The organism is Nitrobacter sp., from assembly GCF_051535235.1.
Taxonomy (GTDB): Bacteria; Pseudomonadota; Alphaproteobacteria; order Rhizobiales; family Xanthobacteraceae; genus Nitrobacter.
Genome location: NZ_JBPPLZ010000006.1, coordinates 84,432 through 109,435, shown reverse-complemented (window position 1 = coordinate 109,435; position 25,004 = coordinate 84,432). Strand labels below are relative to the sequence as shown.

24 protein-coding genes and 1 tRNA gene are annotated in these 25,004 nt (G+C 62.0%); 8 read left to right on the top strand and 17 right to left on the bottom strand.

All coding sequences use genetic code 11. The features are described 5' to 3' along the window. Positions 1–11 precede the first annotated feature (11 nt). Both crtD and ACS3WA_RS10150 read left to right on the top strand, forming a co-directional pair. Complete coding sequence (crtD, locus tag ACS3WA_RS10155) at positions 12–1,541, top strand: 1-hydroxycarotenoid 3,4-desaturase CrtD (RefSeq protein ID WP_438278406.1); 1,530 nt, start codon at positions 12–14, stop codon at positions 1,539–1,541. Between the two features lie 47 nt (positions 1,542–1,588). Then, a complete protein-coding gene (locus ACS3WA_RS10150; RefSeq protein WP_438278405.1) occupies positions 1,589–2,428 on the top strand; it encodes a hydratase in 840 nt (279 codons plus the stop codon). A 19-nt stretch (positions 2,429–2,447) separates the two neighbouring features. Here ACS3WA_RS10150 and ACS3WA_RS10145 read toward each other — a convergent pair whose 3' ends face one another. From ACS3WA_RS10145 to ACS3WA_RS10125, 5 genes are read right to left on the bottom strand one after another with little or no spacing between them, the layout of a single operon-like run. Continuing rightward, a complete protein-coding gene (locus tag ACS3WA_RS10145) occupies positions 2,448–2,588 on the bottom strand; it encodes a hypothetical protein (protein WP_438278404.1) in 141 nt (46 codons plus the stop codon). Next, positions 2,585–3,631 carry a phytoene/squalene synthase family protein gene (locus ACS3WA_RS10140; RefSeq protein WP_438278403.1) on the bottom strand — a complete coding sequence of 349 codons (1,047 nt, stop codon included), beginning with the start codon at positions 3,629–3,631 and terminating at the stop codon, positions 2,585–2,587. The genes ACS3WA_RS10145 and ACS3WA_RS10140 overlap by 4 nt, the downstream gene beginning before the upstream one ends. Beyond that, a complete protein-coding gene (locus ACS3WA_RS10135) occupies positions 3,628–5,169 on the bottom strand; it encodes a phytoene desaturase (protein ID WP_438278402.1) in 1,542 nt (513 codons plus the stop codon). The genes ACS3WA_RS10140 and ACS3WA_RS10135 overlap by 4 nt, the downstream gene beginning before the upstream one ends. A 49-nt stretch (positions 5,170–5,218) precedes the next feature. After that, positions 5,219–6,124 carry an alpha/beta fold hydrolase BchO gene (gene bchO / locus ACS3WA_RS10130; protein ID WP_438278401.1) on the bottom strand — a complete coding sequence of 302 codons (906 nt, stop codon included), beginning with the start codon at positions 6,122–6,124 and terminating at the stop codon, positions 5,219–5,221. 59 nt (positions 6,125–6,183) lie between these two features. Continuing rightward, positions 6,184–7,155: an alpha/beta fold hydrolase gene (locus ACS3WA_RS10125; RefSeq protein WP_438278400.1), complete on the bottom strand. Its 972-nt coding sequence runs from the start codon at positions 7,153–7,155 to the stop codon at positions 6,184–6,186. Between the two features lie 101 nt (positions 7,156–7,256). Between ACS3WA_RS10125 and ACS3WA_RS10120 the strand changes: the two genes are divergently transcribed. Continuing rightward, complete coding sequence (locus tag ACS3WA_RS10120) at positions 7,257–7,391, top strand: hypothetical protein (protein ID WP_438278399.1); 135 nt, start codon at positions 7,257–7,259, stop codon at positions 7,389–7,391. Here ACS3WA_RS10120 and ACS3WA_RS10115 read toward each other — a convergent pair. After that, a complete protein-coding gene (locus tag ACS3WA_RS10115; protein ID WP_438278398.1) occupies positions 7,382–9,139 on the bottom strand; it encodes a magnesium chelatase subunit D in 1,758 nt (585 codons plus the stop codon). The genes ACS3WA_RS10120 and ACS3WA_RS10115 overlap by 10 nt on opposite strands. After that, positions 9,136–10,161: a magnesium chelatase ATPase subunit I gene (bchI, locus tag ACS3WA_RS10110; RefSeq protein WP_438278397.1), complete on the bottom strand. Its 1,026-nt coding sequence runs from the start codon at positions 10,159–10,161 to the stop codon at positions 9,136–9,138. The genes ACS3WA_RS10115 and bchI overlap by 4 nt, the downstream gene beginning before the upstream one ends. Positions 10,162–10,662: 501 nt before the next feature. Between bchI and ACS3WA_RS10105 the strand changes: the two genes are divergently transcribed. After that, positions 10,663–10,785, top strand: coding sequence for a hypothetical protein (locus ACS3WA_RS10105; protein WP_438278396.1), 123 nt, complete (start codon positions 10,663–10,665; stop codon positions 10,783–10,785). Between the two features lie 464 nt (positions 10,786–11,249). Here ACS3WA_RS10105 and ACS3WA_RS10100 read toward each other — a convergent pair whose 3' ends face one another. Further along, entirely contained in the window at positions 11,250–11,477 is a 228-nt protein-coding gene (locus ACS3WA_RS10100) for a hypothetical protein (RefSeq protein ID WP_438278395.1), read from the bottom strand. Positions 11,478–12,584: 1,107 nt separating this feature from the next. On the opposite strand from ACS3WA_RS10100, the gene ACS3WA_RS10095 reads away from it, so the two are divergent. After that, positions 12,585–13,277 (top strand): hypothetical protein, encoded by a 693-nt coding sequence (locus ACS3WA_RS10095; protein WP_438278394.1) that lies wholly within the window; start codon positions 12,585–12,587, stop codon positions 13,275–13,277. 202 nt (positions 13,278–13,479) lie between these two features. On the opposite strand, the gene ACS3WA_RS10090 is transcribed toward ACS3WA_RS10095, so the two are convergent. The 6 genes from ACS3WA_RS10090 to ACS3WA_RS10065 all read right to left on the bottom strand — a co-directional run bounded on the left by ACS3WA_RS10090 (position 13,480) and on the right by ACS3WA_RS10065 (position 16,367). After that, positions 13,480–13,749, bottom strand: a complete 270-nt coding sequence (locus ACS3WA_RS10090; protein WP_438278393.1) for a hypothetical protein — start codon at positions 13,747–13,749, stop codon at positions 13,480–13,482. Between the two features lie 91 nt (positions 13,750–13,840). Continuing rightward, positions 13,841–14,353: a hypothetical protein gene (locus tag ACS3WA_RS10085; RefSeq protein WP_438278392.1), complete on the bottom strand. Its 513-nt coding sequence runs from the start codon at positions 14,351–14,353 to the stop codon at positions 13,841–13,843. Between the two features lie 25 nt (positions 14,354–14,378). Then, a complete protein-coding gene (locus tag ACS3WA_RS10080) occupies positions 14,379–14,576 on the bottom strand; it encodes a hypothetical protein (protein ID WP_438278391.1) in 198 nt (65 codons plus the stop codon). A gap of 399 nt (positions 14,577–14,975) precedes the next feature. Continuing rightward, positions 14,976–15,052: transfer RNA gene (locus ACS3WA_RS10075), tRNA-His, on the bottom strand. 266 nt (positions 15,053–15,318) lie between these two features. After that, on the bottom strand, positions 15,319–15,732 hold the full coding sequence (locus ACS3WA_RS10070; protein WP_438278390.1) for a phasin: 414 nt from the start codon (positions 15,730–15,732) through the stop codon (positions 15,319–15,321). Between the two features lie 251 nt (positions 15,733–15,983). Next, positions 15,984–16,367 carry a phasin gene (locus tag ACS3WA_RS10065; RefSeq protein WP_438278389.1) on the bottom strand — a complete coding sequence of 128 codons (384 nt, stop codon included), beginning with the start codon at positions 16,365–16,367 and terminating at the stop codon, positions 15,984–15,986. A 240-nt stretch (positions 16,368–16,607) separates the two neighbouring features. On the opposite strand from ACS3WA_RS10065, the gene ACS3WA_RS10060 reads away from it, so the two are divergent. Together ACS3WA_RS10060 and ACS3WA_RS10055 are read left to right on the top strand one after the other, a co-directional pair. Continuing rightward, positions 16,608–19,670, top strand: coding sequence for a histidine kinase dimerization/phospho-acceptor domain-containing protein (locus ACS3WA_RS10060; protein ID WP_438278388.1), 3,063 nt, complete (start codon positions 16,608–16,610; stop codon positions 19,668–19,670). A gap of 101 nt (positions 19,671–19,771) precedes the next feature. Further along, positions 19,772–20,362, top strand: a complete 591-nt coding sequence (locus ACS3WA_RS10055) for a hypothetical protein (protein WP_438278387.1) — start codon at positions 19,772–19,774, stop codon at positions 20,360–20,362. Positions 20,363–20,425: 63 nt separating this feature from the next. Here the strand turns inward: ACS3WA_RS10055 and ACS3WA_RS10050 are convergent, their stop codons facing one another. Continuing rightward, positions 20,426–21,076 carry a 3-oxoacid CoA-transferase subunit B gene (locus ACS3WA_RS10050; RefSeq protein WP_438278386.1) on the bottom strand — a complete coding sequence of 217 codons (651 nt, stop codon included), beginning with the start codon at positions 21,074–21,076 and terminating at the stop codon, positions 20,426–20,428. A 177-nt stretch (positions 21,077–21,253) separates the two neighbouring features. After that, positions 21,254–21,961: a CoA transferase subunit A gene (locus ACS3WA_RS10045; protein ID WP_438278385.1), complete on the bottom strand. Its 708-nt coding sequence runs from the start codon at positions 21,959–21,961 to the stop codon at positions 21,254–21,256. 237 nt (positions 21,962–22,198) lie between these two features. Between ACS3WA_RS10045 and ACS3WA_RS10040 the strand changes: the two genes are divergently transcribed. Then, on the top strand, positions 22,199–24,142 hold the full coding sequence (locus ACS3WA_RS10040) for an AsmA family protein (RefSeq protein WP_438278384.1): 1,944 nt from the start codon (positions 22,199–22,201) through the stop codon (positions 24,140–24,142). Between the two features lie 39 nt (positions 24,143–24,181). On the opposite strand, the gene ACS3WA_RS10035 is transcribed toward ACS3WA_RS10040, so the two are convergent. Continuing rightward, positions 24,182–24,985, bottom strand: a complete 804-nt coding sequence (locus ACS3WA_RS10035; RefSeq protein WP_438278383.1) for an ABC transporter permease — start codon at positions 24,983–24,985, stop codon at positions 24,182–24,184. Between the last annotated feature and the right edge of the window lie 19 nt (positions 24,986–25,004).

The following is a 25,004-nucleotide window of genomic DNA, read 5'->3' as shown; positions in this document are numbered from 1 at the left end:
TGAGAGACGTCATGAGCAGCCAACGAGTGGTCGTCATCGGAGCCGGAATAGCGGGACTGAGCGCGGCGCTGGCCCTGGTAGCCCAGGGTCTTGAGGTCACGGTGGTCGAGCGCACCGCCCGTCCCGGCGGCAAGATGCGTGAGGCGGTGCTGGGCAACTGGCGTATCGACTGCGGTCCGACTGTCTTCACCATGCGCTGGGTGTTCGACGAATTGTTCGACTCGCTCGGCGAGCAACTCGACGATCACATCACGCTTCGTCCGTTGAGTGTTCTCGCCCGCCACGCCTGGGCCGATGGCAGCCAGCTTGATCTGTTCTCCGATGAAGAGTGTTCAGCGGACGCGATCGGCCGTTTCGCAGGCCAGTCCGAGGCCGCGGGCTTCAAGGCCTTCAGCGCGGATGCGAAGAAGATCTTCGACGTCCTCAAGGCGCCTTTTATCTCTGCACCCGCACCGAGCATGACATCGTTGCTGCTTAGTTCCGGCGTTCGCGACCTGATAGCGATCAGGCCGTTCCAGACGCTTTGGAAGGCGCTCGGCGGCTATTTCAGGGATCCCCGCCTCCAGCAATTGTTCGGCCGCTACGCCACCTATTGTGGCTCGTCGCCATTCGACGCGCCGGCCACGCTGATGCTGGTCGCGCATGTCGAGAGCGCGGGCGTCTGGCTGGTCGACGGCGGCATGCATCGGGTCGCCTCAATCATGTCCGAGATGGCCGCGAGCCGCGGCGTGCAGTTCCACTACGACGCGGACGTATCGGACGTCGTCGTCGAATCCGGTCGCGCGTCGGGCGTCCTGCTCGCCGACGGCGAGCGCATCGAGGCCGGCAATGTCATCATGACTGCCGACGTGGCAGCGCTTGCACAAGGCCTGTTTGGTCCCGACGCGGCACGAACGGCGGCCGTCATTCCGGACAAGGCGCGCTCGCTGTCGGCCATGACCTGGAGCTGCGTCGCCGCTCCGAGTGGATTCCCGCTGCTTCGTCATTCCGTGTTCTTCTCGCGCGACTATCGCGCCGAGTTCGACAGCATCGTCGGCCGCCGCCAGTTACCGAGCGAGCCGACCGTCTATGTCTGCGCGCAGGACCGCAACGACGAGCCGCCAGCGGGATCGTCGCCGGAGCGGCTGTTCATTCTCGCCAACGCGCCTGCGGTCGGCGACCGGTATCGATTCGAACCAGCGGAGATCAGCCAATGCGCGAAACGAACCTTCGGGATGCTGGAACGGTGCGGTCTCACCATCAAGCCAACCCCGGAATTGACGGAGGTCACGACGCCGACCGACTTCAATCGGATGTTTCCGGGAACGGGCGGCGCGTTGTATGGCCGAAGCTCTCACGGCTGGCTGGCGTCATTCCAGCGGCCGGGAGCAAAAACGAAGCTTCCCGGACTGTACCTGGCGGGAGGGAGTGTCCATCCGGGACCGGGAGTGCCGATGGCGGCACTATCGGGACGGATGGCGGCAACGAGCCTGATCGCGGACCTGACTTCGACCGCGCCGTTCCGAAAAACGGCTACGCGTGGTGGTATGTCGACGCGCTGAGCGACGATGGCGCACAAGGCATCACGCTCATCGCCTTCATCGGCAGTGTGTTCTCGCCTTACTATGCGCTTGCCCGGCGCTTCGGCCGCGGCGACCCACTCAATCATTGCGCGTTGAACGTCGCGATCTATGGCCAGCAGCGCAAGCACTGGGCCATGACCGAGCGCGGCCGCGCCGCGATACGGCGCAGCAAAAACGAATTCGTCATCGGCCCGAGCCGTATCGACTGGAATGGTGAGGCGTTGACATTCACGATCGATGAAGTGGCCGTCCCGTTTCCACATCGTCTCCAGGGCGTCGTACGCGTCTATCCCTCCGCATTGACCAGGAACGCTTTTACGCTCGATGCCGCAGGACGCCATCGCTGGCACCCGATCGCTCCCTGTTCGCAGGTTGAGGTCGACTTCCGGCGACCCTCGACACGGTGGCTCGGCGAAGGCTATTTCGACATGAATTACGGAGAGGCGCCGCTCGAGCATGACTTCATCGGCTGGGAGTGGTCACGCGCAGATACCGGGAAGGGAACAGTCGTCTCGTATGACATGATGGCGCGCAGTCAGGACGCAAGCAGCCTTGCCATGCGATTCGACCGAACGGGTACAGTGGAGCATTTGGAGCCGCTGCCGCGGGCCAGTCTGGATTCGACCGGCTGGCGCGTTGCGCGAACGGCGCGAGCCGACGCGCAGCAGCTTGTCACCGTAAAGCGCACACTCGAGGACGCTCCGTTCTACGCACGCTCGCAATTATCGGCAAAACTCTTCGGCGAAACTGCCGAGATCGTGCATGAGAGCCTTTCGCTCGATCGTTTCCGGATGCCCATCGTGCAGGCCATGCTGCCTTTCCGCATGCCGCGGCGATCGCGAAGGACAGAACCTTTTCGATTCTGATGAAATCAGAAGCGAGGCTCTATGATTTGTCCCGGGTCTCGGCCGTCTCGCGCTCGGCGCGCTTGCGATCAAGCCTGCGTCCCTGCCACTCGAGCAAAGCCCAGCCAAGCGCGAACATTGCAACCACGCAGAACTCGACGAGTCCGCCCATCCCGTTCATGAGAGGTCACCGGCGCGCCGCAACTGGTCGCGGTGTTCGAGTCGCTCGAACAGATCGAGTACCCACACGGCCCGATCGCGCACGCTCTTTCGAGGGGATCTCGGCATGCTCAATGCAACCGTCGACGGGGACGCTGCGACTGCATCCAGCAGAAAGCGGGCCGCCGGATCCACATCATCGCTGATCAAGCCGTGCTCGGCAAAAGAAGCCTGCGCCACGGCGTCGGCAAGCAGGCGAAGCTTGCGCGATCCGGACACAACCGTTCGGCGTGAAACCGAATCAAGCCCTGCGCGCGCCAGCTCATGTCCAATCTCGGCGTAGATCAACCGCGCGGCATGAATGCCGGGGCGGCAAGAAGCCGGGAGCGCCCCGACGCCGGCGATGGACCGCTGATAGAATGTGTCGGCGACGGCAAGCAGGCGCCCGATGACGCTGCCGATGCGCATGTCGTAACGCGGATCGGCCAGCCACGTCGCGGGATCGATCGCCGCCTCGCGCAGCCATTGCAGCGGCAGATAGAGGCGGCCGGCGCGCGCGTCCTCACCAACGTCGCGGGCGATATTGGTGAGTTGCATCGCGATGCCGAGATCGCAAGCCCGCGCGACGACAGCCGGATCGCGCCGGCGCATCAGCAGTGCCATCATGGCGCCGACGGCCCCGGCAACGCGCGCGGCATAATCCAGAAGATCGTCGAGCGTCTCGTAGCGGCGGCCTTCGGCATCCCAGGCCAATCCCTCGAGCAGTGCTTCGGGCAATTTCCTCGGAATGGCGAAGCGCGCGACCACCTCCGCAAACGCCCGATCGGCCGGCAACGCCAGTGGCTGACCGGCATAGGCACGAGCAAGGCGATCCCTCAACCCGTCGACCGCATTCGATCGGCTGCCGCCGAGATCAACGGCGTCGTCGGCGAGACGGCAGAAGGCATAAAGAGCGATCGCGGGATCGCTGACCGCGCGTGGCAATATCAAGGAGGCCGCAAAGAAGGTCCGCGAGCCGCCGCGCAGCAGCGTCTTGCAGACTGCGATATCGGAGACATCAGTCACGCGATCTTCTCCAGCGATTTTGCATCGGGAACGATGTCGTCGAGCACACGGGCCGAGGACAGGACGCCAGGAAGGCCGGCGCCTGGATGCGTGCCGGCGCCGACGAGAAACAGCCGCTCGACCTCTTCGCTCCTGTTGTGCGGGCGGAACCACGCACTCTGGGTCAGGACCGGCTCGAGTCCGAAGGCCGCGCCACGATAGGATGAGAGTCGATCCTGGAAATCCTGCGGGGTCAAAATTCGCGAGCTCACCACGTCGCGCCCGAGATTCGGCAAGACGGTCTCACTGAGCGCCCGTTCGATCCGTTGACGATAAGGCTCGGCCTGGACCGACCAGTCGATGCCGCTCTCGAGATGCGGGACCGGCGACAGCACATAAAAGGCATCGCAACCCGGCGGCGCCAGCGAGGGATCAGTCGCGGTCGGCCGGTGGAGATAGAGGCTGAAATCCTCCGCCAGCACCTTTCGCTCGAAGATGTCCTGCAGCAGTCCGCGATAGCGTGGCCCGAGCAGGATTGTGTGATGCGCGACGTGGTCATAGCGGCGGCGCGTGCCGAAATACCAGACGAACAGGCTCATCGAGTAGCGCGCATTGTCGATGCGGCGATCGGTCCAGCGTTTGCGCGCAATTCCCGGCAGCAGTTTCTTATAAGTCCAGGCAGGATCGGCATTCGACACCACGATATCGGCCTGCAAGGTCTCGCCACTCGCGAGCCGTACGCCGGTGGCGACGCCTCGTTGCGTCAGGATCTCGGCGACCTCGGATCCGCACCGGACCGATCCGCCCTGCCCCTCTATCAAGCCGACCAGTCCCTTCACCAGGCTGCCGGTGCCGCCCATCGCGAAATGCACGCCCCAGCGCCGCTCCAGGAATGCGATCAGGCAGTAGATCGAGGTGGTCGTAAACGGATTGCCGCCGATCAGAAGCGGATGAAAGCTCAGCACGACACGCAGCCGCTCGTCGCGCACGAAGGACGCGACAAAATCATACACAGTACGATAGCTCTTCAAGCGGAGCATCGCCGGCACGATGCGCGCCATGTCCTTCCAGGAGTCAAAGGGCACGTCGCCCAGTTCCTCGAATCCAACCTTGAAGATGGCCTCGCTGGCTTTCAGAAAGTTTTCGTAACCGGCGACGTCGTCCGTTGAGAAGCGGGCGATTTGTTCGCGCATTTCCGCCGCATCGCCGGAGCAATCGAACACGGCGCCGTCGTCGAAGCGAATGCGGTAGAACGGCGACACGGGCTTCAGCGTGACGTCATCGGCAAGCCGGCGGCCGCACAGCCACCATAGCTCCTCGAACAGGAAGGGAGCGGTGATAATTGTGGGGCCGGCATCGAAGGTGAAGCCATCCTGCCGATGCACATAGGCCCGCCCGCCCGGCGCATCGAGCTTTTCCAGAACGGTCGTGCGATATCCCCGCGCTCCCAGCCGCACCGCCGCCGCCAGTCCGCCGAATCCGCTGCCAATGACGACAGCGTGCGGCCGGGGGTCGGCGCGGAACGTCCGCGCATGAATGGGGGGCGAGACATCGAGCATGACGCAAAGTGTAAACTTAAATTGACGGTTGCGCCAGAAAAATATCAAGTCAAGTTGACATTCCCTGTTGCGGCGCAATGACACCGGAAGAGATTCCTTCGTCAATGATGATTTGCGCGGCAAGTTCGGGCACTTCCTCGTGCATGAGATGACCATGTCCCGGAATCATCTTCAATTTTGCCTTGGGCAGGATCTCCCGAACCCTCCGCGCGATGTCCGGCGGAATCGTGCGATCGTTGGAGGCTGCGATCAGCAGGAGGACAGGTTGCAGCCTGGGCAGATCACGGACCAGCGGACGCAATTCCCAATTCGCCATCATCTGCAAGGCGGCCGCGACATGCGCGGGGGTGGAGACAAGCTTGCCATAGAGCCGCTCGCCTTCGGCGTCGATGATCGATCCTGTTCCGGTGATCAACCGGTGCACCGCAGCCGGATCACCGCCACGCCGGGCGACCAGCCGCGGCACTAGCGGGTTGAACGTCAAGGCTTTGGCGAGCGGCGAGAACACCAGCGCGGCAAAGCCGCCAAACGGCAGAAAGGCGCCATTGAGGCTGACGATCAGGCTCGGCTCGATCGATCGGTCAAGCGCCATGCGCGTGAGAATCGCGGCTCCGGCCGAATGGCCGATCGCGACTTGCGGCTTCACATCGAGTTGCCTGCAAAGCGCGGCGAGATCCCGCGCCATGCTGGGAAGCGACAATCGAAAGGCCGGCGGCATCTCGGTAAAACCGTGACCAGGCAAATCCGGCGCGACCACCGTAAAGCGCCGCGCCAGGAGCGGCATGAGCGTGCGCCAGGAATGCGTGGCCGATCCGGTCCCGTGCGCGAGCAACGCGACGGGACCTGATCCCATGATCTGAACGTGCCAGCGGTATCCGGCGGCTTCCACGAAGCGGCTTGCTTCGCGGTTAGGCCAGTCCGCGCCATCGGCACGCCAGGACAGTTTTGCACCCATCGTGCCGCCACTGACAAAGAAGTTACGAAGTCACCGATACATGCGTCTCAGAGATGAGTTTATTTCGTCACCAAACGAGTCAGGAAGCTTTCGTAGAGCGCGATGAATTCCGCAAGCTTTTCGAAATGCGGCATGGCGCCCGTCTGAAAAACCGAAATATCCCAATTCGGCAGCCGCTGGACGAGCACTTTTTGTTCGTAGTCGACAAAGTCTCCGCGCAAACCGTGGGACATCCAGACGGGCATCGAGAGGTTCCGGTAGAGTTTCATCGCATCCGTGCTGAAGAGGTAGCCCGACACGAAATAGTAAGGTGCGTTTTCCGCGCCCGGTTGATGCGTGGTGATGTAATCGTATTCGAGCAACCCCTCGTCGATCTCTTTCGAACCCCAGCTCTTCTGAAGGAAGAAGCGGATGCTGGCGCGGGAGGTAAGAGCCTGGAAGAAGCCCTGCCTCCATAGCGGAAACCTCAGCAATCCAAGCAGCCAGGGCATCGCGCGCGTGCCATCGCCTCCAGTCCGCCCTGCAGCCCGGGCAGAGCGGCGATCGAAACCGGTCGGACTGATGAGCGCAATGCTGCGGAACGCATTCGGCGTCTCGGTCGCAGCGCGTGCCGCGAACTCACATCCCAGCGACAGCGCGGCGATGTCGATGGGGTCATCGCCCTCCACTCGCTGAATTTCGTGCACCGCTGCATGAATGGCGTCCGTCATCAGCCGCGGCGTGTATTTTCTGTCGCTGCGGTCGGACAGGCCGAAACCCGGAAGGTCCAAAGCATAGACCGCACGCTTGCCGCTATAGTGCTCGAACAGCGGCTTCATCTCGTAGGCCGTTCCGGCCGCATTGATGCTGTGCACCAGCAGCAAGGGCGGCGCGGTCCCACCCGGAGATGTCAGACTCTGTCCATAGAGCATGATCTGGCCGTGATGCCGATCGGCAAGCTCGGTGCGCTTGCCCGACAGCGGAGCCGGCAACGTCTCCTCGCGCGCCGGATTGGCGTCCTGGGCACTTGCCGTTGATGAGACCTGCTGCATCGATCGTCCTCTCATTGCCTGACCGGTTACTGTCCGGCAAAATGCGGCATTTGGGCATCCAGATGACAGGATATCTTGTCACCAAGCCGTGAAAATGCATCTTGACTATCGTTCGTTCCAGCAAGCCGGTGCTGGATACCAACTCGGGCGGGCACCCGGCCGCCGCCGGTCCGGACGATGCGCAGATCGCGCAGGGAGAGCGGTTGCCGAAGCGCGTTCGCGATCATCATGCCTGACCATCCCCGCGGATGTTTGCCTGCACCACTCGCGAGAGCCTTGTGGCATCGGCATAGGGTAGCGCGACATAGCGCGCCCTCATCTCCGTCGCGATCCGCTCGGCCTGCGGGTGCGGACGCGGCGAGGTGTCGATGACGACCGCGGGAATACCGGCGACACGCAGCTGCCGCGCCGCCTCTTGCGCTTCGGCTTCCGCGGCGGCACGTCCTCCGCTGCCGTCGCGTGTCATGTTGGCGCGCCCATCCGTCATCAACACGACCGTCGGCGAATGACCCTTGCTGCGGATCGCGGACGCGAGCGTGGTCGCCGAGGCGATCGCGACCGACAATGGCGTTCCGCCGCCGCCGGCAATCGCTGCAAGGCTGCGCCTGACACGGGTCAGCGATCGCGTCGGAGGCAGAACCAGCTCGGCCGTTTGGCCGCGAAATGCGATCAATGCGACCTCATCGCGCCGGATGTAGCAATCGGCCAGCAGCAACTCGATCGCACCCTTGACTTCGGCAAGTCGCTGCAATGCCGAGGAGCCGGAAGCGTCGACGACGAAGATCGTCGAGGTCGCGCTGCGTTGCTTGAAGCGCTTGATGCGGAAATCTTCCTTGCGGATGAAAATGCGTGTCGCTCCGCCGGATTCGTTGCTCGCTGAAATCCGGCGAAGCGGCTGCCAAGGCGCAGCCGCGCGCAATGTTTCCAGCAGATTCAGCCCGGCGCCGCGACCGAGCTCTCCACGGCGCACACCAGTGGGCCGGCCGCGCCGTGGACCCGCGCGTGACTGTCCCTGCTTGCCGGCACTCGAGTTGCGAGGTCGATTGAGGCTGTTGTCTTGCAGCCGCTTCAACAGGTCGGGTGGGATCGCGGCCTGTGCAGCTTCGAGAACGAGATCCTCGATCGAGATCTCGTCATCGCGACTGTCCTCAGCTTCGCCAGGTTCTTGATCGCAAGGCCGCTCCGGCTCCTGCTCCGGCGGCGCCGGCAACACCGTCGCGCGCGGAGCCAGCACCAGTCGTGCAGCGAGTTCCAGATGCGCGCGCCCCACGACCTCATCGCAGTCGAGTGCCGCCGCTGCCCGCGCCACACGAACAGCCAGCAGGGGTGCGCGAAGCGAGGCGATGCCGAGTGAGACCGCGACCTGGCATAGTGTCTCGACAAGGTCTGCCGCTATCGTCGTCTCCACCAACCGGTGACGGGCCGCAATGAGATCGTCGGCCTCGAAGTCGAAGCCGGCTGAACTCGCATCTGCGCCGCCCAAGGACTGGAGATCGAGCTGGAACGCGAGACGGTCGCACAACGCAGCCGGCGCCTGTTCATCGTCCACGCCTTCATCGAAGGCAACGACACCAAAGGATGACGGCATCCGTCGCGACACGCCGTCGCGCTCGACAACAACCTCGCGGCGATCCATGACGGCGTTCAAACGTCCCATCGTGGCGGGCGGCAACCGTTCAGCCATCACCGCAAGCAAAACGCCGCCATCGATGTCCGCCAGCAGCCCCCGGTCGACCACCGGCCGTCCTGCCCGCAGCGTCGCCGCGAGATCCAGGCCGCCCAGCAGGCGGTCCTCCGAGATCGCCGGCGGCAATTTTCGGAACGGGACGGAAAGCGGAAAGCAGGCCCGCAAGATCGCGAGCCAGCGATCCCTCACAGGGCCCGGGCTCGCCCGGACGCAAATGCCGCCGACGCCGACGGGATCGACCGCGAACAATGCGGCCGAGGTTACCGCGTCCAACCAGATCTCCGCGCCCGTGCTCATGCGGCAAAACATTCGGCGAGCGCACGCTCGACCCGCACGCTCGCTCCGGATTCGTCGAGCGGATTGCGGCGCAGCCGATGGCGCAAAGCGGCCGGTGCGACGCGCTTCAAATGGTCTTCGTTGACGACCTTTTTTCCCTCGATGGCAGCGACCGCACGCGCGCCGCGCATGAGCGTTAATTCACCGCGCAATCCGTCCGTGCCAAGCGACATGCAAAGCTGCGCAGCCCTTGTCAGCATGGCGTCGGAGACCAGAACCTCGTCGATCCGCTCACGGGCCGACAGAATCGTCTTCCGCGACCTTGCCTCCTCCTTCGCCCATTGCGCGACAAAGCCGGCAGGATCGTTTTCGAACGCATCCCGCCGCTTGATCACTTCGATGCGCGTCAGCAGATCGTCCGGCGTCTTGACCTCGACCGACAGACCGAAGCGATCCAGCAGTTGCGGGCGCAACTCGCCCTCCTCCGGATTGCCAGTGCCGACAAGAACGATTCTGGCTGGATGCCGGATACTGAGTCCGTCCCGTTCGACGACGTTCTCGCCGGAGGCAGCGACATCGAGCAGCAGATCGACCAGGTGGTCCTCCAGCAGGTTCACCTCGTCGATATAAAGGAAGCCGCGATTGGCGCGCGCCAACAGTCCGGCCTCGAAGGTTTTCTCGCCATGCGCCAGCGCGCGCTCGAGATCGAGCGCGCCGACCACGCGGTCTTCGGTCGCTCCGAGCGGCAGGTCGACCACCGGCACCGGCACGCGATGTGACTTCAGCTTACCCTTGAGAGCCTGCGCCCTGCAGGCCTCACACCACGAAGTGGCGTCATCGGGATCGCACTGATAGCGGCAGCCCGCGACGGCCCGCATGGTCGGCAACAGCGCCGCCAGCGCGCGCACCGCCGTCGATTTCCCGGAACCACGGTCGCCGAAGGCGAGAACGCCGCCGATCCGGGGATCGACGGCCGCAATCATCAAGGCAAGCTTCATCTCGTCCTGGCCGACGATCGCCGAAAATGGAAAGGCCCTCGCCATGAGCTAAGTGTCCTCCGTCCTGCAGCGCTCCATTGAGATCAGCCGCACCCTGTCGAGCGGTTCCACAGCCGACCGCACGAGCCCGGTTCCCCGAGGCAGCTTGTCGGGCCGCGGCACGTGTGTCAACTTTGATTGACGTTATGCAGACTAAACGATCTGGTCAACGGCGGGGATAGGAAAAAGCAGGACGCCGTCAAAGACGGTTCGCCGGGCTTCTCAGCGCTCGAACGCCTCGAGACGACGGACGGCCTCGGGTGGCTAGTGTGACTGACGCTGGATGCTGGAATCGCCCTGCACTTGGCTGGTCCACTTCGCGACCATCATAGCAAACGTGACGATCGCCCAGGCGGTGAACCCGAACAGAGCCGCAGCAATCAACGTTTTTCGCATTGGGCAATTCTCTTCAAGCCGGCCAACGCGCTCGAAATCGATGGATGCATTTCCGTTATTCGATAACTTGTTTGCTTATAACAATAAAGGTCCGGCCAAAGGAGGCTGGTAATGTCTGATTTGGCGGATGATACTGCGAATGGACTTCTCATTTCCGCGCGAGATGCGGCACGCCTCGGTAAAGCCGAAGCCAAGGAAATCGCTGGGCAATTTAATAATCGCCTCGACTATTGACCCTTAAGGTCGCGCAATTTGCTAGACGCGATTCAGTTTGGGGACCGCTTCGACGAGCGATGGCTTCGCGGCAAAAGTTTATTTTTCCAGATCAGCCGAAAGGCTTGCCGCACCTTCGCGAGCCGGTTGATATGGATCGGTTGGGAGACGACCGGCAGTGCGATAGCAACAGCCAAGGAAAGACCGCCAAAGCGTTGGTGAGCACCTTGGCGGCCCATCACCAGCACCAAGGAACGAAAAAATAGCGCCGGTTAAATCGACGATACCAACCTTTTTTCATGAATGCTTTGTTTTAGCGCAAAGATGCGTGACGGCAAAAGCCAAAGATTAGGTGAAGTGCCCCTACGATTTAGGCGTGTTGATCGCAGCGCTTGTCACGCTCGCTTCGTCGCCTACTCCCGCCGAAACAACCGTTGGCCAGGCATTTGAAGATGTCTTGATCTGCGAGTTTGACGGTTCTGAATCTAGCAATGCGTTTGTTGGAGTTCGGCTTCTATTGTGCGGCGCTGATTCTGGTCGGAATAAGGGCGCTCTGTCTTACTCTGTTGAATGGCTGGTTTAGCGATCCGAGATTTCGTGCCGTCCCGATCGGTGACGATGCTGTATTCAACGATGTTCTCTACCCAATGTAGGACGAACGCGCCGCGATCTTTTCCTTCGGTCCGCTCATCGATCGACACCAGTTTCTTCATCGCAGCCTCCTTATATGAGGGTCGTCTTTAGTTATCGTGGCGCGCGTCACCAGACGGCAATTCATGCACCTTCCGGCCGGTAACGAGAAGCCATCTCTGCTGCAGATCGGGCATTCGCTATTGTCATAGTCGTGCGACACCGTTTGCAACGGATGTGTCATGAACCCAACACTCGGCGAAAACCGCCGCCTTGCGGACATTGATACGGAGAAGGTCGATAAGCTTCCGGCAGGAAAAGCGAGAGACGCGCTTCGTAAGAAAGCCAGCGACCACGAATCAGCCGCGCACCGACGACTGCTCCGGATTAGCTCCAAGGGCCGCGGGAACTGCCGCGCGGCGAGATCAAGATCAGGATGAAGCTAAAGGTTCAATCAATTAAATTAATAACCCGCCGGCGAAGGGGATCACCGGCGGGTTGGGGCATTCTCGGGGATTGAAGACGAGCCCTGGGGGGAGGCCTCCGTCCCGGCAAACAATTCGCCAAGCGACGAGTCGTTCCCGATTTCACTTCCACGCTTGCCAGCAATGCCGTCCGGCATTCGATAAACTCCTGGGTATGGGACAATCGACGAGCCAGCGGGAGCTACGGCTCCCCGTACAGTTTTTTCCTGGGTGGGACCGGGCAATCGACCCCAAAGTTCTGGTCGCGCAATGATTGATCGGAAATTCGCGCAATGCGTTCACACGCTTTGGCGGCGAGAGCGTAGGTCTCGGGCCGCGCATTCCTCTGCGGCAGTTTATCGAGTGTATCGTAACCCCAAATCCGGATCATATACTCCTTGAGATCGCGGTCACGCACCAGATCGAATTTTGCGGCAAGTTCAGCGCTTGCGCCAGTTGGACGACTGCCGCTTCCGCGCAGGAATGCGATGGCCTTATCGGAATAGGCCGGCGTGTCGTCGAGAAAAATTAGTGGTAGGATACTTTCCGCGACGTAATTACACTAGCCGGATAGCCTTGTGGCCCAAGGTCTTGATAATCGCAAGACAGCCCTGGTACTGCCACGTTGCAAGATCGTGATGCTCCTTAAAAATCCGGATCGCTCGGTCTTGGAATGTCTCAGGAACTGGCAGCCGCTCTCTAAGCTTCCAATCATACAAGGAAGGATTGCCTCGCGAGGCAAACGGTGCTGCCCAGCGTTATCGAACCTCAAGCCTGTTTCAGCAGGTGTTGATCTACCGGACCGGTGGTCTGTTCGACTTAAACCACCCGCGATGGAGGCGGCTTGGGAGGGACGGCTTCGAAGACATTCCAGGCGGAAATATCGGAAACCCAGAGCCAAAGCTTTTCCCCTTTGGCAGAATCTACGACCTTCCGACCCTCGGCAAGACCTTGATCGAGGGCAAGGACGGTCTGTTTCTCTACGACGGACACGTCATGACGCCGGTTGTTGACGGAAGCAGCGCGCGTATAGGCCCTCTCTCGCGGGTCTATGATCTTCCTTCAATCAAACGAGTTGTCCTTTCGACGCGAAACGGGCTGTTCGAACTTACCGTGGACGGGAAGCTAGTCGCGCGGCCGATGCCGTTTTCAGGTGGCGGTTTACCCGTGCCGCCTTTGAAAGATTGGCGAGAGTCCGGCGTGGCCCTGATTTCAACTAGGGATGGCGTATTCGCTCTCGACCAGAATCTCAATGCGATTCCCATAGCCGGCGGCAATCTCATCGATCTCAACTCTTTGAATTTTGCAGTTGGCACAAATCCCGCCACCGGCGAGATGGTGCTGAACGCCAAGAGCGGTCTTTTTCTGGCCGTCGATTCACTGCGCAACCCAGGACCATGCCAACACGCGCGGAACTGACCACACCATCTGTACGATCACCCCGTGATTTACCTTAGGAAAATCCAGAGAAGGACTAGGCATAGTGCAAGCGCGATTCCAATAAGGATAAGCCGGCCGACCTTGTCTATTAAGCTTGCATCCCTAAAATCTCTATCTGGCAGTCCAATAATCCACTTCCGAAACCTGTCGAGCCACTTGCCGTCAAAGTCTAAATAGAGCATCAGCGTTGCTTCCCTAAGACGCGTCGACCGGCGGGGTCGGTGACTTCATGGCAGTGTGAGAAGACGTCCGCTGAGAACCACTGTGCATCCGTCTCTAGCTCTTCGCTGTCTTTTTCAAGCGCTTCATAGAACTTTTCTTTGCCGCGCGCTGTTTCCTCGATTTGCTGACTCGGATCAACGAGGATGTTGGCGATATTCTTTCCGTAGATAAACAAATAGTCCCAGAACTGAGAGTCGCGTTCTTGTTGATCCGGGCCGAACAATTGCATTGCTCGCTCAACATTGGCATTTCATAGTCAAAGGTCATAAAGAAGCGAAAACAGCTTTTGAGAACCACGTAAGTAAGATTGCCATCTAACGTCAGATAGACTCCGAAAGAATGCCCTTGTACATTAGGATGCGGTTATTTTCCGCTGTCGTTGTCATGACGTGCGCAGTCACGATGCCTTCGCGACTCGCGTTCATCACTGTGTAAATCCATTTGTGTTTGCCGAGACGAGGCAAACCGCCTCGTATCACGGCCGTAGCAATCAACCATCCCACGACAGTCCCGGCGAGTGCCGTAACGACAACGTAAATCGCAATAGGTGCAAGGCGCTGCACCACCAAATTAGCGATGGTGCTTGCAGGAAGGTTTTCGTGATCTATGAGCGGCTGAATAAATTCAGTAAGGCTAAATCCGCAAAGGGTAAGAATCCACAACGCGATCAAATGAACAACGATCGCAATGAGGACGGCGGCCCCGATTTCTCCAACCGCGCTAGTCTTTATGATATCGCGTGAGAAGCGTTCGGTCGTGGAATACCCGATGAACGTGAAGACGCCCGGGAGAAGTAGCGCGATAACTATGATGGTGGTCCATGCGATGGACATGGATCACAATTCAGTGGCGGAACAATCAAACCGACGCGGATACGCGTTGCGGTCGCCGCGTGGAGGCGCGATGCTCCACAATATAATCAACGACCCGTTCAAGGTCGGCCGCAGCGGCACCGCGAGCAGACTCACGAACTGCAAGCTGCACCAAATCGATATCACCGCGCGCAAGCTTCATGAGCTTTTCAACAAGCTCCGAGTTCTGCATGGTAACGAGCATCGATTTCGCCTCCGCAGCTATCAACGTAGCTGACGCCAGTCAGTTCGAAAAGAATGGCATCGATTCGACAATACACAACTGACCGGATCACAACAAATATAGTTAAAGGGGCTGTGAAGACTATGCCGGTGCGGCGAAACTCCGCTCCCCGTTGGTTTTCGCCGTGCGGCGTGTCGATCCTGCCGGGGCAGAGCAACTCGCGTTGCCCAGGCCGAATCGCGCGCGTGTGTTTCGCTGCGGGACCAGCCGGTTCAGTAACGGATCACAACGGACGGCAGCGCACATGGCAACGGATGGGAACGGATGGTAACGGATGAAACCCCACACCCCAGACCACACCCCAACGGCGAATGCTCAATTGGAGGCAGGCGAAAATTCTATCTAAATAATTGATTTTGTTGGTACAGTTGGGTGGGCTCGAACCACCGACCTCCTGTTCCACAGACAGGCGCTCTAACCAACTGAGCTACAACTGCATCCTGCTCGCGGCCTGAAAAACGGTGGCGAACGGGGCGGAAACTAGGAGCAACGCCCTGCTTTGGCAAGGCCGCAACCATCGGTTATCGCGAGGCCGGCCGCTTAAGCCGACGACGCAGCCGCAACGCCCCTGGCCCCTCGCCTGCCGATACAAGGCGCGTGGTTCCGGCGCGGAATCAAGGGCATTCGACGATATATTCTGGCGGAAACGAAACCCGAACCATCCCGGTTCGGGTCTGCCGCAAGCCGCAACGGCCCCGTTCGATCACGCCGCCGACTGGAACAGTTTCGACGCGCCGGTCCTGATCGGCTCGGCTGTTTCGACCGCGATCTCCTGAGCCAGTTCGGAGAGCTCCCTCGCCTGGGTTGCAAATGTCCCGAATTGCTTGCGGGCATGATTGCTCCACACTTCGGTTACATCGGACAGCGACTTCGCCCCGGCCAGTTCCTGCAGAAAATCGAAGCCGGCGCTGGTGTTCGCCTGACCAAAGCCGAGCAGCTTGGTGGAGTAAGCGTGTGCGCCCTTGCTGGCGGCGCTGAAGACCGCTTCGATGGCGCCGTTGCCGTCCTGCGCGGCTTCCTTGAATTTCGCGTAGTTGTCGCGGGCTTGCGCGATGCCTTTTTCGGCGAATGCGCGCACCTGCTCGGGGACTTCGAACGGATCGGTTGTGTTGGTCATGGCGTATGTCCTTCGCATCGGATGAAACCGCGTGATCCAGTAAGCGGCCTTCGAGGGGGCGGAGACGGATCACGGATGCCCGGATTCGGTATCATCGAGACCCGGGCAAGCAGTCTCCTACACAACTATCATAACCATTGTGCATCGCAACAAGATTTTGCAGCGCAAAACGCCCTGATTCGATCAAAAGTTCGAAAAAAGACACTACGCGCGGGTTTCCACCGCGACACCGAGTCAGATTTTGGGCTTCGTCAGATCTTGGGCTTCCCCATTTCCATGGCGGCCCGGCCCATGCTTTGCCCTATTTCGCTGGCCTGTTCGGTCAACGCCTTCATCTGACTCTGCACATATTCGGTGTGCAGCCGCATCACCTCGGAAAGATCGGTGGCGCGGAGAAGCTTCTCGGCATAGTCCAGCGACGCCGTCATATTCTGCTGGGCGAAGGAGATCGCCTTGCTGCTGATGTCGCGAACGCTGCTGCGAACCGCCTCGTTGCGCCCTTCGATCGAACTGGCGGTGTGCTGGGCTCCGCTGAGAAAACTCTCGAAAGCCTTGCGCGCCTGCTCGAAGCCGGCTTCCGCCATCGACCGCATGTCGTTCGGAATCTCGAAATGGTCACGCCCATTATCACTCATGATCGCCACTCCTGTTGCATGCCTCCACCGCCGCTTCCTTCACGGCTTCCTATCGTGGACCTCTGGTTTGCTTTTGCAACACCTCAACGTGCTTCGAGCCGCGGAGGTCCATAAACAACGGCCGAATTAAGGTTATCCCGGCTTTGGCGAGGCCGAGCCGTGGACCTCAGGCGAGCAGGACGCGATACTGACGAATTGCCACGGTGCCGGGATGCGTAGCGCGGCAGCCAACAACCAGAGATGTCGAACGACACGGTGCCCATGACCAGCGCCGAGACCAGCGCCGATTTCCAGTTGCTCGGCGTGACAGATCAGCGGCTCGCCGTTCATGCAACCGGCGCGCAGCCGGCATGGCTGTGGTCGCTCGACGGCACGCGCGTTCTTTGGGCCAATCCGGTCGGGGCTTGCGTATTCGGCGCTGCCAATAACGCCACGCTCGCGTCGCGAAAACTCGGTCCCGCCGATCCGCACCGACAGCAGGTGTCCCGGCTTGCGGATCGGCTGCCGCCGACAGGCGCGGTGCGGCTCGAACGCCTCCGCGGCTTTGGCGCGGCGTTCGGCGGCCTCGTCACCTGCGCCTGCGCGCGGCTGGATTTCCCGGACAGCGCCGGCGGCATTCTCATCACCTGCGTGGAGCCGGTGGGCGGCGGCATGCCGCTGATCGAACGCTTGCAACGACTGACGGAAGGGGTCGATACGCCGATCGCCGCGTTCGCGCACGACGGAGGTTTGGTCAGCGCCAGCGACACCGCGCGGCCGCTGCTCGGTTTTCACAGCCTGGCCGAGGCCGGCCTGGAAGGCGCGCGCGAAGAGGCGCTGCGCGAGGGCCGCGCCGAGACGTCGACAGGTCCATTGCACATGGTGCTGCAACGGGTCGGCAGCGGGAGCGACGTCGGACTCGTCGCGCTGCTCGCGCAGCAGGCTGCAGACCCCTCCTCCTCGGAGAGTGCGGCGTCGCCGGCTGAACCGCAATCGGCACCGTCGCCGCAGACGGAAGCGGCCGTTGCCTCGACGCCAACCGTCGATGCACCGCGCGCGCCTGACAATATCCCGTCACGCGATTCCTTTCCGGGGATGCGTCGTCATCCCCTGCGCTTCATGTGGCGGATGAATGCAGAGGGCCGCTTCTCGCTCGGCTCCGACGACTTCACCCGCGTGATCGGCATGCGCACGGCAGCCGGCTTCGGCCGGTTGTGGAGCGAGATCACGGAGGTGTTCGGACTCGATCCCGAAGGCCGCGTTGCGAAGGCGATCGCCACTCGCGACACCTGGAGCGGCATCACGCTGCTTTGGCCCGTCGACGGATCCTACACTCGTTTGTCCGTCGAATTGTCCGGGCTACCGATCTACGATCGCGCGCGGAATTTCGCAGGCTATCGCGGCTTCGGCGTTTGCCGCGATCGTGAAGGGCTGGCGCGGCTCGCAGCGCATCGGCATCACGAATTTTTGTTCAACAAGAGTCCCTATCCGCATCCGGAGGCCGCATCGACGTCTTCCGATGCAGCGTCCGCCTCCGAATTTTCACTTCAGCCAGCAGAACCGGATCCAGTCGTGGAAACGCCCAAGAATGTCCTGCCGTTCAGGTCCCCGACCGACCTGAGGCCGCCTTCGCTCACCCCTGTCGAGAACAACGCTTTCAACGAATTGGCTCGGCAGCTTTCGGCGCGGCTCGAGAGCGAACAGTATGCGCCCGAACATGATGCCGTCACCGAGCCGCCGGTTGCGCAGGAATCGCCCCAAGATCAATCCCAAGATCAGTCCCAGGACCACTCCCACGATCAATCCGATGCCACCGGACGGCAGGAGGACGGACTGTCTTTGCCGGCAGCCGCGCCGCCAGCCGATTCCATGCGCAACACGCAGGTGCTCGACCTGCTTCCGATCGGCGTGATGGTGTGCCGGCTCGACCGCGTACTTTATGCCAATCCGGCCTTTCTCGTGCAGGTCGGCTGTGACGGCCTGGCCGCGCTGGAGCAGGCCGGCGGGCTCGACGCGCTATTGGTCGAATCCGGCGTGCCCGCCGCCGGAAGCACCCCGGCCGCCGGCTCTCCCGTCACCATTTCGGCTACCGCGCCCTCGGGCGTGCAGCAGCAGCCGATCACCGCTCATGTTTTCGCGATCGCGTGGGATGGCGAGCCTGCGCATGCGCTGATCTCTGCCAGTGCGCCGGCCTCTCCCGTGGATCAAGCCACCGCCGAGGAACTCGGCGCCATCCTCGACACCACGACCGAAGGCATCCTGATGTTCGACGAAGGCGGACGGATCACCGCCTGCAACCGCGGCGCCGAGGCGCTGTTCGGTCGCTCCGGCGACAGCCTCACGCAGCTCAATCTCGCCGATCTCTTCGCGCCGGAAAGTCAGGGTACCGTGCGCGACTATCTCAGCGGACTTGCGGGCGACGGCGTCGCGAGCCTGCTCGATCACGGCCGCGAGGTGTTGGGCCGCGTGCGCGAGGGCGGCCTGATCCCGCTGTCGATGACGATGGGCCGGACGCGGGCCGATGGTCCCAACTTCTTCGCGGTGTTCCGCGATCTGTCGCAGGCGCGAAAGGTCGAGACCGAACTGGCGCAGGCGCGGCGGCAAGCCGATCGCGCGGCGAGCGCCAAAGCCGATGTGCTGGCCCGCATCAGCCATGAAATCCGAACGCCGCTCAACGCCATCATCGGCTTTGCGGAAGTGATGAGCGACGAAAAATTCGGTCCGCTCGGCAACGAACGCTACGGCGAATACATGAAGGACATCCGCGCTTCCGGCGAGCGCATCATCGCTTTCATCGACGACCTGCTCGACCTGTCGCGGATCGAAACCGGCAAGCTCGATCTCGCCTTCGTCAACCAGAACCTCAACGAACTGGTCGAGCAATGCGTCGCGGTGATGCAGCCGCAGGCCAATCGCGAGCGCATCATCATCCGCACCTCGCTCGCGCACACGCTGCCGCTGGTCGTGGCGGACGCGCAGGCGTTGCGCCAGATCACGCTCAACCTGATCGGCAACTCGATCCATCTCGCCAATGCCGGCGGCCAGGTCATCGTCTCGACGGCGCTCAACGATTTCGGCGACGTGGCGCTGCGCGTGCGCGACACCGGACACGGGCTCAACGACAACGAGGTGGCGGCCGCGACGGAGCCATTCCGCACGCAGGCGCCGAACGATCAGGCCTCGGAGAGCGCCGGCGTCAGCCTGTCGCTCACCAAGGCGCTGGTGGAAGCCAATCGCGCGCAGTTCCACATCAGGACCGGGCCGCATTCCGGCACGCTGATCGAGGTAGTGTTCGCGCAGGCGAAGGCGCTGGCTTCCAAATAGCGATGCCGACACGCCTGACCCGGGAACAGGCTTGTGAAATCATCCGCTGGCCTCAGACGGGCCGCTGGCATATAGTTGCACAAATCAGTCGCGGGAGCGGGATGGCGACATTCTCAGGCAAGTATCATCTGGTTTTAGCGGTCGCGCTCTGCCTGAGCTGGTCCGGCGCGCGCGCCCAGGGCGAGCCTGTGAAATACTGGATTCCATTTGGACCATTCGGCGGCGGTGCGGTCGATACCGCAAGCGTGGGAACGTACGGCAATTTCCCGAGCTTTGACGCCGGGCAGGCCGACAAGAGCGGATTCGTTTTCAGAAGCTACAGCGCGCCCGTCAGTTCGCTGACGGGCTTCGGCTTCGGCCTGAGCGGCGGACCGAGTGCGTTCGGCAGTTCGCTTTCTTATGAACGTTCGCAGTTCGGTTACAACTTCAAGGGCGCGGGCAACATGCCTGTGACGCTGTTCGGCGGCGTCGATACGCTGAAATTCGGTCCGGATGCCTTCAACACGATCACGTCCTTGAATCCGGGTGCCGGCACGACGGCCGCCTCCGGCTTCCATGCGGGCGTCGAAATCCGGCCGACATCGAACCTCAGCCTGTCGTTTTCGGCCGGCTACACCCAGCCGCAATCAGGCCTCGGAGACGGCGACATCAGCTCAAGCTTCCTGCCCCGGGAACTCGGCGGACGGCGCTAGGCTCTCTCTGCTCTCACCGGCAACCGCTAGATGTGCTGGCGACATGGCGGCGCCGCTGGCGGCTCAAGCGTTCTTCAGCGCGACGCGATATTCGGCTTCAGTCTTCGCCTTGACCTCGTCGAGCGCGACATTGTCGGCGAGCTCAATCAATACCATGCCGTCCTTGCCGTGCTTGTCGATGGTGAACACCGCAAGATCGGTCACGACCATATCGACGACCTTTTCGCCGGTCAGCGGCAGCGTGCAGCGCTTGAGCAGCTTGGGGCCGTCCTTGGCGGAATGCTCCATCACTACGACGACACGCTTGACGCCGGCGACGAGATCCATCGCGCCGCCCATTCCCTTGACCATCTTGCCGGGGATCATCCAGTTGGCGAGGTCGCCGTTCTGCGCCACCTGCATCGCGCCGAGGATGGACAGGTCGATATGGCCGCCGCGCACCATGCCGAACGAGTCGGCCGAGGAGAAATAGCTCGTGGTCGGCAGTTCGCTCACCGTCTGCTTGCCGGCGTTGATGAGGTCGGGATCCTCCTCCCCTTCATAGGGGAACGGACCCATGCCGAGCATGCCGTTCTCGCTCTGGAGTTGCACGTCGATGCCGTCGGGGATGAAATTCGACACCAGCGTCGGAATGCCGATGCCGAGATTGACGTAATAGCCGTCGCGCAATTCCTTGGCGGCGCGCGCCGCCATCTGCTCGCGGGTCCAGGCCATCGGGCTCTCCTGTCTTCCTTGGTATATCTCGTCATTGCGAGGAACAAAGCGACGAAGCGATCCGGTCTTGATCCCAAGCGCGGATTGCTTGGCTGCACTCGCAATGACGGCGCATAAAACCGCCGTTCATTTCATTCGCCACGATCCGTTCGCAAAGCCGCATATCACCTGAACGGATCATGCCGTCGGACGCGGGCGGGTGTTGCGGAATTCGATGTGCTTGCGGGCGTTCCCTACCTCGACGAGGCGCTTGACGAAGATGCCGGGCGTGTGGATGTGATCGGGATCGATCTCGCCCGCGGGCACGAGATGTTCGACTTCGGCGACGGTGATTTTCGCCGCGGTCGCCATCATCGGATTGAAGTTTCGCGCGGTCTTGCGATAGACCAGATTGCCGGCGGTGTCGCCCTTCCAGGCGTGGACGATGGCTAGGTCGGCGAACAGCCCGCGTTCCATCAGGTATTTCTCGCCGTCGAACTCCTTCACCTCCTTGCCTTCGGCGATCAGGGTGCCGACGCCGGTCTTGGTATAGAAGGCCGGAATGCCGGCGCCGCCGGCGCGGATGCGCTCAGCCAGCGTGCCCTGCGGATTGAATTCGAGTTCCAGTTCGCCCGCGAGGTACTGCTGCGCGAACAGCTTGTTCTCGCCGACATAGGAGGAGATCATTTTCCTGATCTGCCGGGTTTCGAGCAGCCGGCCGAGGCCGATGCCATCGACACCGGCGTTGTTGGACACCACCGTCAGATTCTTGACGCCGGAGTCGCGGATCGCATCGGCCAGCGTTTCCGCAATGCCACAAAGGCCGAAGCCGCCGGACATGATCATCATGCCGTCCCTGAGAATGCCGTCGAGGGCCGATTTGGCGTCCGGGTAGACCTTGTTCATGGGATGCGACCTGGAAGGAGGGCGGCGCCGCCTGCCGGGCGCGCCGGGCACGGCTGATGGGCAAGTATCAGGCAAAATTCCTTCCGCCGCAACGGGATGCAAATAGTAGAATCGCATCATCGGCGGCCTTGAAAGCGTCAAGAAAACCAATCAAGTTGCGGCCCGGCCGAACCGGTGCCCGACCGCTCGGCGAGCGTCAACCAGCCCGGACATGTCATTGACGATGGCCCAAGGACGATGGCCCAAGGAATGAAGCGCCTGGGAATATCGGTCGCGGCCATTCTGGCAGTTGCGCTGACGGCGCTAACCGGTGTGATCGCAATGTCGCGGCTGCTCGACCGCGACGCCTTGCGCGACGCGGTGGAAACGCAGATCCGCGCCGTGACGGGCCTCGACTTCGTTGCCGATGGCCGCATCGACGTCTCGGTTTTTCCCGGCAGCTATGTCTCGTTCCATGATGTCCGGATCAAGGACAGCAATACCGATGCTCCCGCGCTCAGCGTCGATGTGCTCACCGCCAATCTGCGGCTGCTTCCGCTCTTGATGCAGCGTTTCCAGATCGCCGACGTCATGATGCTCCGCCCTCACATCCGCGTGACGCGGGCCACTGACGGCACGAGCAACTGGACACCCTTTGTCGAAACGATCGCCCGGACCATGAAGCCCGGAGCGGACAGCCCGGTTTCGTTCTCCGAAATCCGCATCCAGGATGGCGAACTCAGCTATGAGGACGCCGCCAATCAGGTCTCCGAAAACCTCGGCGACATCGACCTGTCGCTGGCGTGGCCCTCGATCTCCCGCTCCTTCGCAGCGACCGGACAGTTCGACTGGCGCGGCGAACGCGTCGACGGCAGCATCAGCCTCAGCGATTTTCTCGCCGCGTTGTCCGGCGAGCGCTCCGGCCTGAAGGTCAAGATCGCCAGCGCGCCGCTGAAATTCGCGTTCGACGGCACGGTTGCGAACCCTGTCAGCCTGATGATGGAAGGCACCGTGACTGCTGACAGCACCTCGTTACGCGAGGCAATGGGCTGGATCGGACAACCTCCGCCCGGCAGCGGCGGGTTCGGCCGCTTCGCGCTCAAGGCGCGCGCCAACATGATCGGCGCATCGATCGCGCTGACCAACGTCAACATCGAGATCGACGGCAACGTCGCCGAAGGCGTGATGACCTACGCCAACAACGGACGGCAGACCTTGCAGGCGACGCTGGCCGCCGGCGCGGTCGATTTCACGCCCTATATCCAGACCATCCGCCTGCTCGCCAACGGCGCCCGAGACTGGAATAGACAGTTGTTCGACCTGCATGCGCTGTCCGCCACCGACCTCGACATGCGGCTTTCGGCAGCGAAGGTCACCGTCGGTTCGACCAGGCTCGGCAAGACCGCGCTCGGCGCCAACCTCCGCAACGGAACGCTGGCGCTCAGCATCGGCGAAGCGCAGATCTATGACGGAATCGCCAAAGGCTCGTTCGGAATCTCGCAGGCCGACTCGGCCGCCGAGGTGAAGGCGCAGTTTCAGCTCACCGACGTCGATCTGCAAGCCTGCGCCAGCGATCTGTTCGGCACCGGCAAGCTCTCCGGACGCGGCAACCTGAATGTCTCGCTCGAGGCCAGGGGATCGAGCCCTTTCGGGCTGGCGCAATCGCTCGGCGGGACAGCGAGCCTGACCGGGCATGACGGCGCCATCAACGGGTTCAACATCGAACAGTTGCTGAAGCGGCTGGAGCGCCGGCCGCTTTCAGGCGGCGGAAATTTCCGCAACGGCAGGACGCCGTTCGACACACTGAACATCGCCCTCAGTTTCAACGACGGCGTCGCGGTCGCGACCGACGTGCGCGTCGAGGGTCCGGCCGCGCGTCTCATCATCACCGGCACCGCCTCGGTGCCCGGGCGCGACTACGACCTCAAGGGCATCGCAAGCCTGACAGCGGCGACAAACGCCGACAATTTCGACCTTCCCTTCGTGATCCAGGGGCCGTGGGACGATCCGCTGATCTTTCCCGATCCGGAAAGCCTGATCCGCCGCTCCAAGGCGTCGGCGCCGCTGCTCGACGCGGTCAAGGACCGCAAGACCCGCGACGCGGTTCGCTCGGTGCTCGAGCGTCTCACCAATCAGAAAACAGGTCCCGAAGCGGCCGCTCCAGCCGTCCCGGCGGAATCCGCCGCGCCGCGCACGAACTGACAACGCGAACCGATTCCATCTCAAAACGCTATCATCGTCTTACAACGGTACGGCGCTTTCGCCCTGCCGGCTCGACAGTTTCGAGGCCAGCGATGCCGCGATGATAACGAGCGTGATCGATCCGATGATCAACGTGCAGATCGCGTTGATCTCCGGCTTCACGCCGAGGCGCACCTCCGAATAGATGCGGATCGGCAGCGTGGTCGAACCGGGTCCGGTGGTGAAACTCGCGATCACGAGATCATCCATCGACAGCGTGAAGGCCAGCATCCAGCCGGCCATAACCGACGGCAGGATCAGCGGCAGCGTCACCTTGAGGAAAGCTCGCAGCGGATCGCAGCCGAGATCCATCGCGGCCTCCTCAAGGCTGCGATCGAGCGATCCGAGCCGCGACTGCACCACCACGGCGACGAAGCACATGGTCAGCGTGGTATGGGCGATCGTGACCGTCCAGAATCCGCGTTCCGCATTGACCGCAACGAACAGCAGCAGCAGGGACAACCCGGTGATCACTTCGGGCATTACCAGCGGCGCGTAGAGCATGCCGGAAAACAGCGTGCGGCCGCGGAAGCTCTCGCCGCGGGTCAATGCCACCGCCGCGAGCGTGCCGAGGATGGTGGCGGCCGTGGCCGAGAACGCCGCCACCCGCAGGCTCATCGCGGCCGCTGACAGCATCGCGGCATCGTTGAACAGTTCGACGTACCAGCGCAGCGACCAGCCGCCCCACACCGTCACCAGACGCGACGCGTTGAACGAATAGATCACGAGAACGACGATCGGCACGTACAAAAACGCCAGCCCGAGCGCGAGTGCAGTAATGTTGAACCGGAACAGTTGTTTCATTTTACGCACGACCTCCGCC